The organism is Streptomyces sp. NPDC047081, from assembly GCF_040643775.1.
Classification (GTDB): domain Bacteria; phylum Actinomycetota; class Actinomycetes; order Streptomycetales; family Streptomycetaceae; genus Streptomyces.
Genome location: NZ_JBEYUY010000011.1, coordinates 206,443 through 223,075 on the forward strand (window position 1 = coordinate 206,443; position 16,633 = coordinate 223,075).

Below are 16,633 nucleotides of genomic sequence, written 5' to 3' on the forward strand. Positions count from 1 at the left end.
GTTCGTCAGATGTGAACCCTCAGTACCCCTTGTACTCGGGGCTTCTGCGCTCCACGAACGCCCGTATCCCCTCCTGTGCGTCCCGCGTGGTCATGTTGATCTCCTGCGCGGCCGCCTCCGCGGCGAAGGCCGTGGCGCGGTCGCTGTCGAGGGACGCGTTGACCAGCTGCTTGGTGAGGGCCAGGGCCCGGGTGGGGCCCGTGGCGAGGCGGGTCGCCCATTCCCGTGCCGTTTTGTCCAACTCGTCGTCCGGGACCACCCGGTTGACGAGTCCGAGGCGTTCCGCGTCGGCGGCCGACAGGGCGTCGCCGAAGAACATCAGCTCCTTCGCGCGCTGCGGGCCGATCAGGCGGGGGAGGAGGTAAGCGCCTCCGCCGTCGGGCACCAGGCCCCTTCGCGCGAACACCTCTATGAACTTCGCCGACTCCGCCGCCAGTACGAGGTCGCAGGCCAGCGCGAGATGTGCGCCGAGGCCGGCCGCCGTGCCGTTCACCGCCGCGATCACCGGCTTCTCGCAGTCCAGGACCGCCGCGGTCAGGCGTTGCGCGCCGAGTCGGAGCATGCGGGCCACGTCGCCGGCGACCCGCTCCCCGGAGCCCGAACCGCCCCGTTCCCCGGTCCCCGACCCGCCCCGCTCCCCGCCGGACCCCGAACCGCCCCGCAGGTCCGCCCCCGCGCAGAAGCCCCGACCGGTCCCGGTGAGGACGACCGCCCGCACCTCCGGGTCGGCCGACGCCTCCGCCAACAGCCGTATCAGCAGGTCCCGTTGGTCGGGCGTGATGGCGTTGAGGGCCTCGGGGCGGTTGAGCGTGAGGTACGTGACCTGGTCCTCGGTCCGGTGCAGCAGCTCGGTCATCGGCACACCGCCAGCGCGTCCAGCGCCACCGCGCCCTGCCCCCTGGGCAGCACCATCAGCGGGTTGATGTCGAGCTCGGCGAGGTCGTCGCCGAGTTCCAACGCCATGCGCTGGACCCGTAGGACCACCTCGACCAGCGCGTCCACGTCGGCCGGTGGCCGGCCCCGCACCCCGTCCAGCAGCGCCCGACCGCGCAGGTCCGCGAGCATGGCGTGGGCCTGGTCCTCGCTGAAGGGCGGCACGCGTACGGCGACGTCGTGCAGCACCTCGACCAGTACTCCGCCCAGCCCGACCGTCACCGTCGGCCCGAACAGGTCGTCGTGCGTGACGCCGACGACCATCTCCACGCCCCGCTCGACCATCTGGCAGACGAGGACGCCGTCGAGAGTGACGCCCTCGTAGCGCGCGATGTCGGTCAACTCCCGGTAGGCGTCCCGTACTTGGCTCGCGGACGTCAGGCCGATCTTCACCAGGCCCAGCTCGGTCTTGTGGGCGATCTGCGCGCCGGACGCCTTCATCACGACCGGGTAGCCGACCAGGCCCGCCGCCCGTACGGCCGCCGCCGCGCTGGTGACCAGCTGCTCGCGCGGGACCCGGATGCCGTACGCCCGGAGCAGTTGTTTCGCCGCGTGCTCGCTCAGCTGCTGGCCGGGGCGCATCAGGACCTGTGCCTTGCGGAAGGAGGGTGACGTGGTGCGCGGGGCCTCGTCGAAGGGGGAGCGGTAGTGGGCGACGAAGCGGTGGTGGTCGAGGTAGGCGCGGACCGCGGTGATGCAGTTGGCGACCGTGCGGAAGGTCGCGATGCGCGAGGAGCCCAACAGGACCTCGCGGTACGCCGATTCGGTGCCGACCGGCGAGCCCCACACCACGCAGACCAGCTTGTCCGTCCGCTCGGCCGCGTCCACCAGGTCCTGGACGAGCTTGTCGCTGAGCGGCGGGAAGGGGCCGGTGATCGGGCAGATCAGCACGCCCACGGCCGGGTCGGCGAGGATCGCGTCGATGATCTTCCGGCCGCGCTCGTCGCCGACCGGATGCCCGCCGTTGTCGACCGGGTTCGCGACGCTCAGGTACTCGGGTATCCACTGGTGCAGCTCGGTCTGCTTGGCCGGGGACAGGGCGGGGAGGGTCAGGCCCGCTTCCGTCGCCAGGTCCGCGAAGTGCGCTCCCGTGCCGCCCGAGATCGAGTAGACGACCACCCCGTCCGCGCGCGGCGGCCTCGCGCGGGCCAACAGGGCCGCGGTGTCCTGGAGTTCGTCGAGACCGTCCACCCGGATCACGCCGAACTGCCGCATCGCCGCGTCCACCACCGTGTCCGCGCCGGTCAGTTTGCCGGTGTGGGAGGCGGCCGTACGCGCCCCGGTCTCGGTGCGGCCCACCTTCACCGCGACCACCGGCACCTTGCGCCGGGCGGCCCGGTCGGCGGCGAGCAGGAAGGCGCGGCCGTCCTTGAGGCCCTCGACGTAGCAGGCGATGGCGCCGACCTCGGGCCGCTCGGCGAAGTAGGAGAGGAAGTCGGCGGTCTCCAGGTCGGCCTCGTTGCCGGTCGGCGCCCAGTGGGAGAGGCGGATGCCGAGCTCCTGGAGGGCGAAGACCGGGCGGCCCTGGTGGCCGGACTGGGTGATCAGCGCGATCGCCGGTCCGTCGAGGTCGTCCCGGAACCGCTCGAAGGCGTTGAGGTTGGTGTTGGGCCCGAGCAGCCGTATACCGGAGCGGGCGACCGCGGCGGCCAGGCGCTCCTGCGCGAGCGCGCCCTCCGTGCCGGTCTCCGCGAACCCGGAGGCGAAGACGACCGCGAACTTCACCTTGGCCTCGGCGAGTTCCTCGACCACCGGCAGGGGGTCGGCGACGAGGAGCACGGCGAGGTCGACCTGCTCGGGCAGGTCCGGGACGGAGGGCGAGCAGGGTATGCCGAACACGGACGGGCGGGTGGGATGGACGGGGTGGAGGCGTGCGCCCACGCGCTCGGCCCAGGCCACCAGCTGGCGGGTGATGCCGGTGTTCGGCCGCCCCTCGGTGTCCGAGGCGCCGACGACGGCGACGGACTCGGGGCGGAAGAACCGGTCCAGATCCGGGACGTCGGCGTACAGCGGCCGGCCGCCGACGTCGAGGTCGTCGACCTCGGCGGGCCTGCCGTGCACGGCCGGACCGGGTTGCTCGCCGCAGGCGATCACCCGGGCCCGGCGGGAGTCGGTGGTGAGGGTGCCGTGGGTTGATCCAAGCATCGGTCCGCCCGCTCCTGTGTGACAGCACAATTAACTGACGTGGTGTCAGATTAGGCGAACTGACACTGTGTCAGGAACTGCCGTGCACACAAAGTTGGTGAACCGACAACCGGATCGGCCCACTCAGAGGCTCGCCAGCACCTCCTTCGCCGCCCGCTCACCCGAGCGCACGGCTCCGTCCATGAAGCCGGTCCAGTACGTCGAGGTCTCGGTGCCGGCCCAGAAGATGCCGCCGACCGGCTTGCGCAGGGCCGCGCCGTACTCGGTCAGGACGCCGGGCGGGGCGTAGGCGACCGGGCCGCCGCGCGAGAAGCCCTCGTTGTCCCAGCGCTGCAGCACGAAGGAGGTCGGCGAAGCGGCCTTGGAGCCGAAGTAGTTGACGTAGTCCTTGAGGACGGCCGTCTTCACCTCGTCGACGCTCGAAGCGTCGTAGGCGCGCATCTCGTCGGCCTCGATGAAGCCCATCAGGGCGCCGTACGAGGCGTCCGGCGGGGAGTTGTCGAAGGTCGAGCGGACCACACCGGAGTCGCTGACCGCCTGGCCGTTGAGGCCGTCGGCGCGCCAGAACGGGGTGCTGTACACGGCGATCGCCTTGCCGATCGAGCCCATCGGCAGCCGCTGGCTGAGCTGGTCCCGGGCGGCCGGCAGCAGCGGGTCGAAGCTGATCCGGGCGGCCAGCGGCGGCGGTACGGCGACCACGACCCGCTTGGCCGTGACGGTGATGCCGTCGGCCGTGACGACGTACTTGCTGCCGGACTGCGCCACCGAGCGCACCGGCGCGCTCAGCACCACCTTGTCGCCGAGCGTGGCGGCCAGCTTGATCGGCACCTGCTGGGAGCCGCCGACGAAGCGGGACTCCTGGGCGCCGTTCGCGGTGTCGGTGAGCCTCTCCAGGGTGCCGACGTTGGACTCGTTGCCGGCGGCGGCGATGTAGAACAGCACGTAGAGCAGGGAGAGTTCGCGGGGTTGCGCCGAGAAGATCGACGTACAGGCCAGATCCAGCAGGAACTTGGCCGACGGGATGATCGCGTTGGCGTTCAGCCAGGTCTCGAAGGTCTGCTTGTCCCACTCGGCGGCCTTGGCCGCGGTCCAGGGCGCGTCGACCGGCACCGTCTTGGCCATGTCGTCCAGCTCGGCCTGCACGATCGCGGCGTTGGCGAGCCCGGCCGCGTCGACCGGCGGGACCGAGCCGAGGAGGCCGTCGGTGGCGTAGGGGGTGCGGGTGCCGTCCTTGTAGAGGAGGTTCTTGCCGGTGTTGTACGTCGTGAAGGTGGCCACGCCGAGCGAGTCCGCGAGGGCCTTGATGCGGTCCTGGGTGGGGCCGATGAACTCGCCGCCGCCCTCGGTGAATCCGCCGTTGGCCAGGGCGAGGTTGACCACCCGGCCGCCGACGCGGTCGCGGGCCTCCAGGACGGCCACGGTCTTGCCGCCGGCCACGAGGTCGCGGGCGGTCGTCAGTCCTGCGATTCCGCCGCCGATGATCGCGACGTCGACGTCCCGGGTGGAGGCGGCGGACGCCGTTCCGGCGGCGGTGCCGGTGAGCGTGACGGCGCCCGCGGCAGCGGCGGCACCGCCGAGCAGGGAGCGCCGGGAGAGCTGTCTTTCACTTGCCACGTGCATCCTCCGTCGTGGAGAGAGTGTGGAGCAGAAAGGTGAGCAGGATTCACATTCTGGCCCCGGAGGAGGGCATGGTTCAACGCTCCCGCCACATCTGACACATGCGTAACGGGAGTACTGATGAAGGGAGTTGATGACTTCTACGTCAGACGGGCAGCCGGGACAGCGCCTCGCCGCCGTTCCTCTCGACCGCCTTCGCGATCTTCTCGGCGTCCATCGCGACCTCGCGGAGCGTGCCGCTGATGGGTGTGGTGAAGCCGGTGAAGTGCAGGCCGGGGGTGTCCTGCGGGGCGCGGGCGCCGTGCGCGAGGGGCCGGCCCTGCGCGTCCAGTACGCCGAGATGGCCGACGAGACCTTCCAGCGCGCGGACGTATCCGGTGGCGGCGACCACGGCCTCCGGGGAGATCCGGGTGCCGTCGGCGAGCACCACCTTGCCGTCCTCGAACCCGTCGACGGCGGCCACGACTTCCACCTTCCCCTTGCGCACCGCGTCGATGAGACCGACGTCCTGCACGGGGATCGCGCCCGCCTTGGCGCGGGTGTAGAGGCCGGTGTCCGGGCGGGGCAGCCCCTGGGCCGACAGGTCCGGCACGCTGAGCTTCGCCATCGGCCGCGCGAGCCGGTCGACCACGCCGACCGGCAGCCGTCGTACCAGAACACCCGTGTACTGGGCGGCCCACCCCGCGGTCGAGCGGCGCACGATGTGCGGGGCCGTGCGGACCGCGAGCCGCACCCGGGTGGCGCCGCCCTCCACCAGGTCCACGGCGATCTCGGCGCCCGTGTTGCCGACGCCGACGACCAGGACGTCCCGCCCGGCGTACGGCTCGGCGTTGCGGTAGTCGCCGGCGTGCGTGAAGTCGCCGGTGTAGCCGTCGAGGCCGGGCCACTCGGGGACGTACGGCGTGTGGTTGTAGCCGGTGGCGATCACGACCGCGGCACCGGTCAGCTCGCGCCCGCCGGTGGCGTGCAGCAGCCAGCCGGTGCCGTCCGGGGTGCGGTCGACCTTCGACACCTCGACCCCGGTGACGATCTCCAGCTCGTGCACCTCGGCGTACTTCTCCAGGTACCGCACCACGTCGTCCCGGGCCACCCAGCGCCCGAACCGGCGCGGCATCGGCAGCCCCGGGAGGGCGGAGAGCCGCCGGGTGGTGTGCAGGTGCAGCCGGTCGTAGTGCCGGCGCCAGGCCGCGCCCACCGTGTCCGACTTCTCCAGGACCACCGCCCGTATGCCCCGCGCCCGCAGCGCGTACGCGACGGAGAGCCCGCCGGGCCCGCCGCCGACGACGTAGACGGGCCGGCCCGAGGGGCTCGTGGACGGAGTGGAGTCGCTCATGTGCGCGAGCGTAATCACGCAGGTGGTTGATGGGTCTCGGTCAAGAGGGGAATTGGTTTCGGATTGATCACGCGTGTAGGAGGAGTGGGTGGGGCTTGTGACGTAGGCCACCTGGTTGTGTCCGTACGGCGCAGGCCCCACCCGCGCCCGGCTTGCGGCCGGCTAGGACTTCTTCGGGCCCTTGTAACCCGTCACCTTCGCGATCCACGTGATGAAGTCGCCCGGGTCCGTGTTGGCGCCGTGGCCCTGGTCCCAGTAGTAGAGGTGGTTGACCTCGTCGCCGAGGCCGCTCGCGGCGGCGGCGAGGTTCGCGGAGATGACGTGCGAGGTGTCCGAGTCGCTGGTGCCGAGGCGGATCCACCAGTGCTTGGAGCGGCGGCCATTGACCTTGTCCACCAGGTGGTACATCGGGTTCATCAGGCGCAGCTTCTCGGGGATGTCGCTCGCGACGCGCTTGGAGCTGAGCCCGGTGCTGTCGTTCTTCGCGCTGTACGCCGTGAAGTGGCGGGTCTCGGTCGTGCCCGCGCCGAACAGGTTGTTCTCGCCCGCCGACAGGTCGAAGGCGTCGAAGGCCGGGGTGGTCTTCTTGCGGGCGCCGACGTGGGTGAGGAAGTCGGCCCAGGTGAAGGAGGCCTTGCCGCCGGACCAGGTGATGAAGGTGTTCTTGGCGAGGTAGGTCTCGCGGTCCGAGTCCGACAGGGCGGCCAGGTACGTGGTCGCCGAGGGCTCCAGGTACTGCTTGACCAGGTAGTCGTCGTAGTTGCGGGCGGTCAGCGAGCCGAAGCCGGAGCCCTTCAGACCGCGCAGCCGCAGCTTCGCCTGGTACTCGGCGAACTGGGCCTGCAGTGCCTTCGACACCGTCTGGTCGACGACCTTGGAGGTGGACTGGGTGACGTTGCCGCCCCAGTTCCACTCGTAGGCGCCGTCGGCGTGCTCCAGGTCGGTGATCGGGCACCAGGCGCCGACCGCGAAGATCGCGTCGGAGGCGTCGGCGGCGCCGAGCTCCTTGAGGTACTTGTCGTAGATCGGGCTGTCGCCGGAGGCGCCGAGCAGCGCGGACAGCGCGCCACCCGCGCTGGTGCCGGCCGAGACGATCCGGTCGACGTTGCCCGGGATCCGGCCCTTGTTGGCCTTCACGTACCGCACGGCCGCCTTGAGGTCGACGATCGCGGCGGGCGCGGTGCCGTAGTACTCGCCGGCCGAGTTCTTGAGGGTACGGCCGCGGGCGCCGGGTTCGACGACGACGTAACCGGCGGCGAGCGCGAGGAGCTGGTTGGAGGCGGTGGCGCCGCCGGTGGCGTTGGTGTTGCCGTTCGCGTTGGAGGCCGAGGCCGAGGCCGAGGCGCTGGGCGCTGCGCTGCCGGTGGGGGCACCGCTCGGGGCGCCGCCGCCACCGCCGGTCATGCCGCCGGCGCCGATGCCGGTGGCGTCCGCGACGGAGGACGGCATGTAGCCGCCGACGGAGTTCGCGAACAGGATCGGGGCGTTGCTCGCGTCAACGGCCTTGCCGTCGATCTCGACCGGAACGCTCACGACGAGCGACTGGTAGGTCTCGTCCACGGGCTTGGCGACGTAGGTGATCGCCTTCCAGAAGTGGTACGTGACGCTGTGCTCGTCGCCGGCGGTGTCGGTGACGGTGGTCGTCAGCTTCTCGTAGGCGTCCGGGTCGAAGACCAGGGAGTCCGAGGAGGACGAGGAAGAGGAGGAGCCGCTCGACGCCTGGGCGCTGAGGGCGATGCCGCCGACCGCGGCGACGCCCGCGGTGGCCCCGATGCCCATCACGACGGTCCTGCGCTTGACTGCCCTGTGCTTCACGGTTTGCTCCCTCGGAGTCCTCTGCTTGCGTCTGTGAAGGTAGCCGCGGCCGCGACAAAATTGCTAACAATCCGCGGTCATTCATGGAGACCCCACAGCTTCACAGGGGACGCACAGAGAGCTTCGTGCGCGAGGGGGTTCGGGCGGGTTCCCGGATCCGGCCATCTGACGTACCGTCAGATTCATGGACTCGATCTGGCTCAGTGGCGCTGAGTGGCTGGCCGTGCTGCGCATAGGCCTCGGGCTGTGGTGGCTGGAGAGCTGGCGGCACAAGGACCGCAAGGCGTGGTTCGAGCGGGGCACCGGGATCGCGTGGGCGGCCGGCATCGCGGCCAAGCACCGCTGGAACGCGGTCCGTTCCGGCTTCGAGGTCATGGTCGCGCCGCGCCCGCGGACGATGGCGTACGTCGTGGTCTACGCGGAGCTGGCGGTGGGCCTCGGCCTGGTCACCGGCTTCCTCACCCCGATCGCCCTGGTCGGCGGCCTGCTCCTCAACGTCCTCTACTTCACCCTCATGATCCACGAGGTGGCCGAGCAGGGGCAGAACTCGATGATGGCGCTGATGTCGGTGGTGGGGCTGTTCGGGATGTCGTGGCAGGTGTGGTCGCTGGACAGCGCGCTGGGGCTGTTCTGATGGGCGGCGCGGCGCGGTTCGACGTACCGGAGACCGACGCGTTCACGCGGACGTACTGGGACGGGGCGGCGGAGGGGCGTCTGCTGGTGCGCCGGTGCGGGGACTGCGGCCGGGCGCACCACTATCCGCGGGAGTTCTGCCCGCACTGCTGGAGCGAGGACGTGCGGTGGGAGCAGGCGAGCGGCCGGGCCGCGCTCTACACCTGGTCCGTCGTCCACCGCAACGATCTGCCACCGTTCGGGGAGCGGGTGCCGTACGTTGCCGCGGTGGTGGACCTGGCGGAGGGGCCGCGGATGATGACGGAGATCGTGGGGTGCGCGGAGGGTGCGCTGCGGGCGGGGATGGGGCTGGAGGTCGTCTTCCGGGACGGGGTGGCGGTGTTCAGGCCGCGGTTCGGGTCGTGATTCGGGCCGCGATTCATGCCGCGCGGGGGAGCCGTACAGGCTTGAATGCCTTCATGCCCACAGCCGACGGACACCACCTGACCTCCCCCTCCCCCTTCCCCGAACTCCACGGCCACGGCCTCCGGTTGCGGCCCTGGGACGCCGACTCCGAGGTGGACGTGGGGGTTTGGCTGCGGGGGCTCAGCGACCCGGAGTTCCGGCGGTGGAACACGCCGATCAAGTCGGTCACGGACGTGGCGAGTGCGCGGGAGTCGTTGCGGGCGAAGGCGGCGGGGACGGCCGACGGGTCCTCGGCGTCGTACTGCATCACCGATGCGGCGAGCGGGACGCCGCTCGGGCACATCGGCGTCAACTCCATCCACCTCGTCCTGAGCCACGCCCGGATCGGCTACTGGGTGCTGCCCGAGGCCCGCGGCCGGGGCGTCGCGACCCGCGCCCTCGCGCTGGCCGCCCACTGGGCCCTGACCGACCTCGGCCTGAACCGGGTGGAACTCGACCACGCCGTCGGCCACGAGGCCTCGTGCCGGATCGCCGAGCGGTGCGGGTTCCGGTACGAGGGGACACTGCGGGGCGCGATGTTCGAGGCGGGGCGGCGGGACGCGTTCCGGGACATGCATCTGCATGGGCGGCTGGCGGGGGATCCGGAGCCGCGGCTGGAGGCGTGAGTCTGCGGGTCCCCGGTGTGTAGCACCGTGAGACACGCTGGGCTACATTGGAGGGATGAAGACCATCACGCAGCGGGAGCTCCGGAACAACTCCGCCGCCGTCATGGACGCGGTCGAGGCCGGCGAGACGTACCACATCACGCGGAACGGCATAGAGGTTGCCGAACTGCGCCCACTGGCACGTCGGCGCAGGCTGAGTGCCGAGGAACTGGTGGCGCGACACCGGATGCTCCCGCGCGTGGACCACGCGCAGATGCGCGCGGAGGCGGACGAGTTCTTCGGGGACGACGAGAGGGCCGATGACGACCCGTGGGAGCGCAGGCGTGGCTGAGCGCCGCTCCCAGGGGGTCCTCGACACCTGTACCTACATCGATCTGGATCTGCTTCGCCCGGAAGACCTTCCGGCCACCCCTGAACTCACGGCCGTGACGTTCGCCGAACTCCAGCAGGGCGTGGCCATGGCCAAGGACCCCGCTTCTCGCGCAGCGCGAATGGAGAAGCTCGGGGCTGCGGTCGCGGACTTCGATCCGCTGCCTTTCGACGCGGAGGCCGCGGCCCGGTACGGAACTCTGGTCGCGCTGACCATCGCGGCCGACAGGGATTCTCGCCCACGGCGCATGGACCTGATGATCGCGGCGATCGCCTCGGCGAGAGGGTTGCCGCTCTACACGCGAAACGCAGGGGACTTCAAAGGCCTGGAGATGTCCGTGTCGATCGTGCCCGTCTGAGCGGGCCGACGAGCCGGAACACACGTACATCCGGAACGCACGTAATCACGTATATCCGGAACACACGTAATTCGGAGGCGGAATCCGCCCGGCGCGCGGGATCATGCGGCATGCGCCCCGATGACTGGTACCTCACCGACGACCTGGACGCCTTCCTCACCCGCGCCCGGGACTTCCTCCACTCCCGACCCGCCCTGCACACCGTTCCTCTGACGGTCACCGAGTCGCTGCGGACGCGCGGGATGCAGGTGTACGGCGATGAGGCGACGCCCTATTTCGGGGTGCTGGAGCGGGACGGCGAGGTACGGGCCGCGTACTTCCGTACCCCTCCCCACCCCCTGGTCGTCACACCCCTCACCCCCGAGGAGGCCGACTCCCTCGCGCTCCACCTGGCCGGCCAGGGCCACCCCCTGCCGGGCGTCAACGGCGAGCACGCCACCGTCGCGGCGCTCGCCGAGGCCTGGGAGCGGCACACGGGAGCGCCGGCGACCCTGCACGGACGCCACCGGCTGTACCGGCTGGGCGAGTTGACCGAACCGGGACCCGTACCGGAGGGCCGGCCGAGGATCGCGGGCACCACCGACCGGGCCCAACTCGCCCGCTGGTACGACGAGTTCGCGCACGCCGTCGGCGAGGCCCGCGCCGCCCAGGACGCCGAGGAATGGGCCGACGCCCGTATCGCCTACGGCGGCGTCACCCTCTGGGAGGCCCCCGACGGCACCCCGCTCTCCATGGCCGGCGTCACCCCGCAGGTCGCCGGCCAGATCCGCGTCGCCCCCGTCTACACCCCGTCCCACCTGCGCGCCCGCGGCTACGCCGGCGCGGTCACGGCCGAGGTCAGCCGGGCGGCGCGAGCGGCGGGAGCCGACGAGGTGCTCCTGTTCACCGACCTCGCGAACCCGACCAGCAACGCCCTGTACCAGCGGATCGGGTACCGGCCGGTGGCGGACTTCGCGGTGTACGACTTCGGGAACGGCGCCGGTTCCTAGCCGTACCGGCGCTGCTTCGCTTCAGCCGTGCTGGCGTTACTTCGCTTCATAGCCGTGTCGGCGCTACTTCGCTTCCTCGCGGTCGGGCTCGGGCTCGGCGCGCGCGTAGGACGCGAGGCGGGCGGCGAACTCGCTGACGAGGTCGCGCAGTTCGGCGGGGCGTTCGACGACGAACGGCCGGTCGAGGGAGGCGAGCAGCGGGGGCAGCCAGTCGAGCCGCTCAGCCCGCAGCTGGACGCGCATCCAGCCCTCGCCCGCCACGGGCACGTAATCCTCCGACTCCTCCACGCTCGCGACACTCTCGGGAAGCCGGGCGCGGATCTGCTCGACCGTCCCGTGGATCCGCAGGGTCACCTTGTGCCGGTACTCGGCCGCGGCGAAGGCCGACAACAGCCGTTGTGCCGGATCGGGCCCCTCGGGCGCCTCGAACGAACCGGGCAGGGTCCGCGCGTCCGCGATGCGATCGAGCCGGAAGGTCCGGTCCTCGCCGATCCGGGCGTCGTGGCCGGTGACGTACCACCCGCCCGCGTGGGCGACGACCCCGTACGCGTGCAACGTACGCTCACTGCGCTGCCCGTCACGGTCGGTGTAGCGGACCGAGAGCGGCCGGCGGTGGCGCACCGCGTCGGCGACGGTGAGCAGGACTTCGGCGTCCGGGGTGTCGAAGTCGCCGGGCCGGTCCGTGAAGGCGAGCGCGTCCAGGAGCGTGTCGAGTCGACGGGCGACCCGCTTGGGCAGCACCCGCCGGATCTTCGCCGACGCCGTCTCGCCCGCCGTGCGCTCCGCCGGCGCCAGCCCCGCCCGGCGCCCGGCGACCAGGCCGAGCAGCACGGCCAGCGCCTCGTCGTCGCTGAGCATGAGGGGCGGGAGGCGGTAGCCGGGGGCGAGCCGGTACCCGCCGTAGCGGCCGCGCACCGACTCCACCGGCACGTCCAGTTCGACCAGCTGGTCCACGTACCGCCGCACGGTGCGCCCCTCGACACCGAGCCGCTCGGCGAGCTCGGCCACCGTGCGGGTGCCGCCCGACTGCAGCAGCTCCAGGAGGGTCAGCACGCGGCCGGTGGGTCGAGGCATGTCCGCAGCCTAACGCGAATAGAGGACCGATTCTGTCCCCTATTTCTCCTAGCCTGCGAAGTGAAGGCCGCCGAAGTGAAGGCCGCCTCCCGCCCCCGACCAAGGAGATCCCCATGGACTTCGTCTCGATCCGCATCATCACCGGCGACGTGGCACGCCTCGTCGAGTTCTACGAGCGCGCGACGGGAGCGCAGGCGACGTGGGCCACCGAGGACTTCGCCGAACTCCGGACCTCGGGTGCCACCCTCGCGATCGCCGGCACCCGCACCGTCCCGCTCTTCGCCCCGGACTCCGCCCGCCCGGCCGCCAACCACACGGTGATCACCGAGTTCCTCGTCGACGACGTGGACCACGTGCACCAGAACCTGACCGGCTTCGTCACCGACTTCGTCAACGAGCCCACCACGATGCCCTGGGGCAACCGCTCACTCCTGTTCCGCGACCCCGACGGCAACTTGGTCAACTTCTTCACGCCAGTGACCCCGGCGGCCATCGCGAAGTTCACGCGCTGACCCGCGTCACGGCCAGAGCAGTTCCCTGGCCCAACCGCCGCCCTCCCGCCCGTACTTCAGGCGCACATGCCGTCGCCGCTCGTCCCCCTGGAAGAACTCCACCTCGTCCGGGCTGAGGCGGTACAGGGTCCAGGTCGGGACCGGGGCGTTCGGTTCGTGTTGGGCGCGTTCCCAGGCCGACTGGGACTCGTCCGCCAACTCGTCCAGGGAGCCCAGGACCTGGCTCTGGCGGCCGGTGAGGGCCGCGGCCAGGGCGCCTGTCGAGCGGGCGTGGAGGTCGGACTGGGAGTCGGTGGCCGGCGCCGTGGTGACCGGGCCGCGTAGGCGGATCTGGCGGCCGAGCGCCGGCCAGTAGAAGGCCAGGGCGGCGTACGGGCGGGCCGCCAGGTGGGTGCCCTTGCGGCTCGTCGCATGGGTCGCGAAGGACCAGCCCTCCTCGTCCGCGCCGTGCAGCATCACGATCCGTACGTCCGGGTCGCCGTCGGCGTCCGAGGTCGCCAGGGACATGGTGTGCGGCTCGCGCTGGCCCGCCGCGACCGCCTCCGCGAACCAGGTGGTGAAGAGGGCCAGGGGGTCGGCGGGGGCCGTCGTCGGGTCGAAGGAGGGCAGGCTGGTCACCTCCGGGTCCCACACCCGCAGTGACCTCAGCAACTCGTGCAGATCCGTTCCCATGCCCCGATTGTCACCCGCGGCACGGCCCGCTCCGCGCTCAGACCGTCCCCAGGTCCGACGACAGCCACCGCTCCGGGCGCATCCGGACGACCACCTGCTCGCCGTGGTTCTTCCAGGCGAAGTCCACGTACTCGTCCACCTTCTCGGGCGGGAGGTACCGCGCCGAGATCTCCCTCAGCTGCTCGATCGTCGCCGGCTCGGAGCCGATCACCGGCCCCTCCACCGACACGTACCGGATCGTCGGCTCCAGCCGGTCCGCCAGCAGCGTGAACCGTCCCGCCGCCCGGATCAGCCGGTCCTTGCGTGAATCCCGCACGATCAGGATCCACACCGTCCCGTCGTCCTCGTACTGGTACCAGATCGGCACGGTGACGGGCGCCCGCCCCTCACCCCCGTCCACCGAGAACGCGGCGACATGCGGCTCGGCCAGGAACTGTGCGCGCTCTTCACGGGTCAGCGCCATCAGGGTCTCCTCCGGGAGTGGGCGGTACGCTGCGGGCCGGGAGGGGTTCATGTGAAGGGTACGACCCGTGCGGCCGCCGTCGGGTTCACCGGCGCCCTCCTCCTGCTCGGCGCCGCCCTCACCGCCTGCACCTCCGACCCGGAGCCGACCGCCCTCTCCGCGCCCTCCGTCTTCTACCTCCGCCCCTACGGCGAGAAGGTCACCACCGAGGACTCGACCCACTTCGCCGTCTCCGTGAACGGCGGGCAGTCGTACGTCCGTGAGGACACCCGGCGCGTGACCGTGACCGTGCCGCCCGGCTCGCGGGACGTCGTACGGCTGCGGGAGAGCGCCCCCGACTGCTCCGGCACCGGCACTCGCGTCACCTGCGACATCACCGGCAACACCGTCAACGGCCAGAGCCAGGCCCGCTTCATCCCGGTCGCCGTGAAGGGCAGCCGGATCGGGCAGTCCGCGCGCGTCGAGATGACGTACGAGACGAAGAGCGGCAAGACGCTCACCGCGCGTACGAGGGTGGTGGTCGGTGTGCCCGTGGTGCAGGCGCTGGTGCCCAAGGGGTTCGGGCGGGTTCGGCCCGGTGGGGAGCTGAGCTATCCGCTGGTCGTCCGGAACACCGGGGATGTGCCCGTCCAGGGGATCGGGCTCGAACTGCACGCCGGGGAGGGCGAGTTCGCCGAGCGGTACGCCAACTGCCGTTACCTCGACGGCAGTACCGCCTTCTGCCGTTTCCCCGGCCTGCGCATCGCCCCCGGCGAGACCGTCACCCTCCGGCCCGCCCTGCGCATGCGCGCCTCCGCGACCCGGATGTACGGCACGGTCGGCAGCCAGGCCTGGGCCCTGGACACCGACCCGGCCTCCGACACCCGCGCCCGCCGCGGGGACACCGGCGACGGTCCCGCCCTGGCCGCCGTGACCGGGGCCCCCGCCGGGCTTCCCGAGGGGACCTTCAAGGCAGGTGGCGGCACGATCCCCGTCTCCCTCGACCTCCACGCCGACTACAAGGTCACCGGCGCCACCCTCCACGGCGACCCCGGCGACTCCCGCAAGCTCCGCCTCACCGTCCGCAACGACGGCCCCGGCAACCCGGGCGCCGCCGCGGAACTCACCTTCGAGCCGCCCCTCGGCACCGGCGTCGTCAAGCAGCCCACGACCGAGATCGACGACGGCGAGTACGGCCCCTACTGCGACTTCAACGGCTACGCCTACACCTGCCCCGTCGAGGAACTCGCGCCCGGCAGGTCCCGCACCTTCGAGTTCACCCTCCGCCTCGGCGAACCGGCCACCGGACGCGTGCTCGTCCAGGACACGGACCAGGCCACCGAGTACCACCTCGGCCGCCGCGACCCCGAGCCCGCCAACGACGAGGCCGGCATTGCCGTACAGCACTAGAGGCCCGCGCAAAGCCGACCTCAGTCCCTGCCCAGCACCACCGTCCCCGACGAGCAGAACCATCCGCCCGTTCCCGACGCCACGCCCAGCCGCGGCAACTCCCCGTCCCGTGCCCGCACTTGGCGGTCGCCCGCCTCGCCCCGCAGCTGTCGTACCGCCTCCACCAGCAGGAACAGCCCCCGCATCCCGGGGTGTTGGGCCGACAGGCCGCCGCCGTCCGTGTTCACCGGCAGCTCCCCGCCCTCGACCCTGAGCCGGCCCTTCTCCACGAACGCCCCGCCTTCTCCCTTCCCGCAGAAGCCGAGGTCCTCCAGGGTCACCAGGGTCATGTAGGTGAAGGCGTCGTAGAGCTGGGCGAAGTCCATCTCGTCCGGAGTGACGCCCGCCCGTTCGAAGGCCAGGCGGCCGCTCACCGCCGCCGGGGACACCGTGAAGTCCTCCCACTCGGACATCGCCGCGTGCGAGACGTGCTCCCCGGTGCCGAGGATCCGGACGGGGGCGGTACGGCAGTCCCGTACCAGTTCCTCGGCGGCCAGCAGGATCGCCGCGCCGCCGTCCGAGCGGATGCAGCAGTGCAGCTTGGTGAACGGGTCCGCGATCATCGGGCCCGACAGGACGTCGTCCACCGTGATCGGGGTGCGGAACATGGCGTCCGGGTTCAGGGCCGCGTTCGCGCGTGCCTGGACCGCTATCTCCGCCAACTGCTCGATCGTCGTGCCGTGTTCGATCATGTGGCGGCGGGCCGCCATCGCGTACTTGGCGATCAGCGTGTGACCGTACGGGACCTCGAACTGGAGAGGGCCGCGGGCGCCGAAGGACAGGTTCCCGGTGCGGCGGCCCGCCTTGATGTCGGCGCGGGCCGTCGAGCCGTAGACGAGGAGTACGGCCTTCGCGTGCCCGGCGGCGATCGCGTCAGCCGCGTGCGCCACCATCACCTCCCAGGTCGCGCCGCCCACCGACGTGGAGTCGACCCAGGTGGGGCGCAGGCCCAGGTACTCGGCGACCTCGACCGGCGCGAGGGTGCCCAGGCCCGCCGAGGCGAAGCCGTCCACCAGCGCGCGGTCCAGGCCGGCGTCCGCGAGCGCGCGGCGGGCCGCCTGGGCGTGCAGGGTGTACGGCGTCGCGTCGTCCACCCGGCCGCAGTCGGACAGGGCCGCGCCCACCACGGCGACTTTCCGGATCCCGGAGGTCATGACCCCGCCCTTCCCTCTGTGCATATCGCTTCGGCGCTCCTAATATGACGGACCGTCAGATCGGGAG

17 protein-coding genes are annotated in these 16,633 nt (G+C 71.6%); 8 read left to right on the forward strand and 9 right to left on the reverse strand.

Annotated features, from left to right (window positions below; translation table 11 throughout):
• Nucleotides 1-19: 19 nt before the first annotated feature.
• The 5 genes from ABZ848_RS22800 to ABZ848_RS22820 all read right to left on the reverse strand — a co-directional run bounded on the left by ABZ848_RS22800 (nt 20) and on the right by ABZ848_RS22820 (nt 7,807).
• Nucleotides 20-856 carry an enoyl-CoA hydratase-related protein gene (locus ABZ848_RS22800; protein ID WP_360834534.1) on the reverse strand — a complete coding sequence of 279 codons (837 nt, stop codon included), beginning with the start codon at nt 854-856 and terminating at the stop codon, nt 20-22.
• Nucleotides 853-3,078 (reverse strand): acetate--CoA ligase family protein, encoded by a 2,226-nt coding sequence (locus ABZ848_RS22805; protein ID WP_360834536.1) that lies wholly within the window; start codon nt 3,076-3,078, stop codon nt 853-855. Before ABZ848_RS22805 ends, ABZ848_RS22800 begins: the two co-directional genes overlap by 4 nt.
• Before the next feature lie 123 nt (nt 3,079-3,201).
• Nucleotides 3,202-4,692, reverse strand: coding sequence for an FAD-dependent oxidoreductase (locus ABZ848_RS22810; protein WP_360834538.1), 1,491 nt, complete (start codon nt 4,690-4,692; stop codon nt 3,202-3,204).
• Nucleotides 4,693-4,840: 148 nt separating this feature from the next.
• Nucleotides 4,841-6,028, reverse strand: coding sequence for an NAD(P)/FAD-dependent oxidoreductase (locus ABZ848_RS22815; protein ID WP_360834540.1), 1,188 nt, complete (start codon nt 6,026-6,028; stop codon nt 4,841-4,843).
• 162 nt (nt 6,029-6,190) lie between these two features.
• The gene (locus tag ABZ848_RS22820; protein WP_360834731.1) at nt 6,191-7,807 is read right to left on the reverse strand and encodes a subtype B tannase; all 1,617 of its coding nucleotides are present in this window, start codon (nt 7,805-7,807) and stop codon (nt 6,191-6,193) included.
• Nucleotides 7,808-8,027: 220 nt separating this feature from the next.
• Between ABZ848_RS22820 and ABZ848_RS22825 the strand changes: the two genes are divergently transcribed.
• The 6 genes from ABZ848_RS22825 (at nt 8,028) to ABZ848_RS22850 (ending at nt 11,263) form a co-directional block, all read left to right on the forward strand.
• The gene (locus tag ABZ848_RS22825; protein WP_242765475.1) at nt 8,028-8,477 is read left to right on the forward strand and encodes a DoxX family protein; all 450 of its coding nucleotides are present in this window, start codon (nt 8,028-8,030) and stop codon (nt 8,475-8,477) included.
• Nucleotides 8,477-8,881, forward strand: coding sequence for a Zn-ribbon domain-containing OB-fold protein (locus tag ABZ848_RS22830; RefSeq protein ID WP_360834542.1), 405 nt, complete (start codon nt 8,477-8,479; stop codon nt 8,879-8,881). Before ABZ848_RS22825 ends, ABZ848_RS22830 begins: the two co-directional genes overlap by 1 nt.
• 53 nt (nt 8,882-8,934) lie before the next feature.
• Nucleotides 8,935-9,546: a GNAT family N-acetyltransferase gene (locus ABZ848_RS22835; RefSeq protein WP_360834544.1), complete on the forward strand. Its 612-nt coding sequence runs from the start codon at nt 8,935-8,937 to the stop codon at nt 9,544-9,546.
• Between the two features lie 55 nt (nt 9,547-9,601).
• Nucleotides 9,602-9,877, forward strand: coding sequence for a type II toxin-antitoxin system prevent-host-death family antitoxin (locus tag ABZ848_RS22840; RefSeq protein ID WP_360834546.1), 276 nt, complete (start codon nt 9,602-9,604; stop codon nt 9,875-9,877).
• The gene (locus ABZ848_RS22845; protein ID WP_360834548.1) at nt 9,870-10,274 is read left to right on the forward strand and encodes a type II toxin-antitoxin system VapC family toxin; all 405 of its coding nucleotides are present in this window, start codon (nt 9,870-9,872) and stop codon (nt 10,272-10,274) included. Before ABZ848_RS22840 ends, ABZ848_RS22845 begins: the two co-directional genes overlap by 8 nt.
• A gap of 110 nt (nt 10,275-10,384) precedes the next feature.
• A complete protein-coding gene (locus ABZ848_RS22850) occupies nt 10,385-11,263 on the forward strand; it encodes a GNAT family N-acetyltransferase (RefSeq protein ID WP_360834550.1) in 879 nt (292 codons plus the stop codon).
• A gap of 63 nt (nt 11,264-11,326) precedes the next feature.
• On the opposite strand, the gene ABZ848_RS22855 is transcribed toward ABZ848_RS22850, so the two are convergent.
• Nucleotides 11,327-12,337, reverse strand: a complete 1,011-nt coding sequence (locus ABZ848_RS22855; protein ID WP_360834552.1) for a YafY family protein — start codon at nt 12,335-12,337, stop codon at nt 11,327-11,329.
• 113 nt (nt 12,338-12,450) lie between these two features.
• Between ABZ848_RS22855 and ABZ848_RS22860 the strand changes: the two genes are divergently transcribed.
• Nucleotides 12,451-12,849, forward strand: coding sequence for a VOC family protein (locus tag ABZ848_RS22860; RefSeq protein WP_360834554.1), 399 nt, complete (start codon nt 12,451-12,453; stop codon nt 12,847-12,849).
• Nucleotides 12,850-12,855: 6 nt separating this feature from the next.
• On the opposite strand, the gene ABZ848_RS22865 is transcribed toward ABZ848_RS22860, so the two are convergent.
• Both ABZ848_RS22865 and ABZ848_RS22870 read right to left on the reverse strand, forming a co-directional pair.
• The gene (locus ABZ848_RS22865) at nt 12,856-13,521 is read right to left on the reverse strand and encodes a pyridoxal 5'-phosphate synthase (protein ID WP_360834556.1); all 666 of its coding nucleotides are present in this window, start codon (nt 13,519-13,521) and stop codon (nt 12,856-12,858) included.
• 37 nt (nt 13,522-13,558) lie between these two features.
• Nucleotides 13,559-13,984: a pyridoxamine 5'-phosphate oxidase family protein gene (locus tag ABZ848_RS22870; protein WP_360834558.1), complete on the reverse strand. Its 426-nt coding sequence runs from the start codon at nt 13,982-13,984 to the stop codon at nt 13,559-13,561.
• 51 nt (nt 13,985-14,035) lie between these two features.
• On the opposite strand from ABZ848_RS22870, the gene ABZ848_RS22875 reads away from it, so the two are divergent.
• Nucleotides 14,036-15,373, forward strand: coding sequence for a hypothetical protein (locus ABZ848_RS22875; protein ID WP_360834560.1), 1,338 nt, complete (start codon nt 14,036-14,038; stop codon nt 15,371-15,373).
• Nucleotides 15,374-15,393: 20 nt separating this feature from the next.
• On the opposite strand, the gene ABZ848_RS22880 is transcribed toward ABZ848_RS22875, so the two are convergent.
• The gene (locus tag ABZ848_RS22880) at nt 15,394-16,566 is read right to left on the reverse strand and encodes an acetyl-CoA acetyltransferase (protein ID WP_360834562.1); all 1,173 of its coding nucleotides are present in this window, start codon (nt 16,564-16,566) and stop codon (nt 15,394-15,396) included.
• Nucleotides 16,567-16,633: the final 67 nt, after the last annotated feature.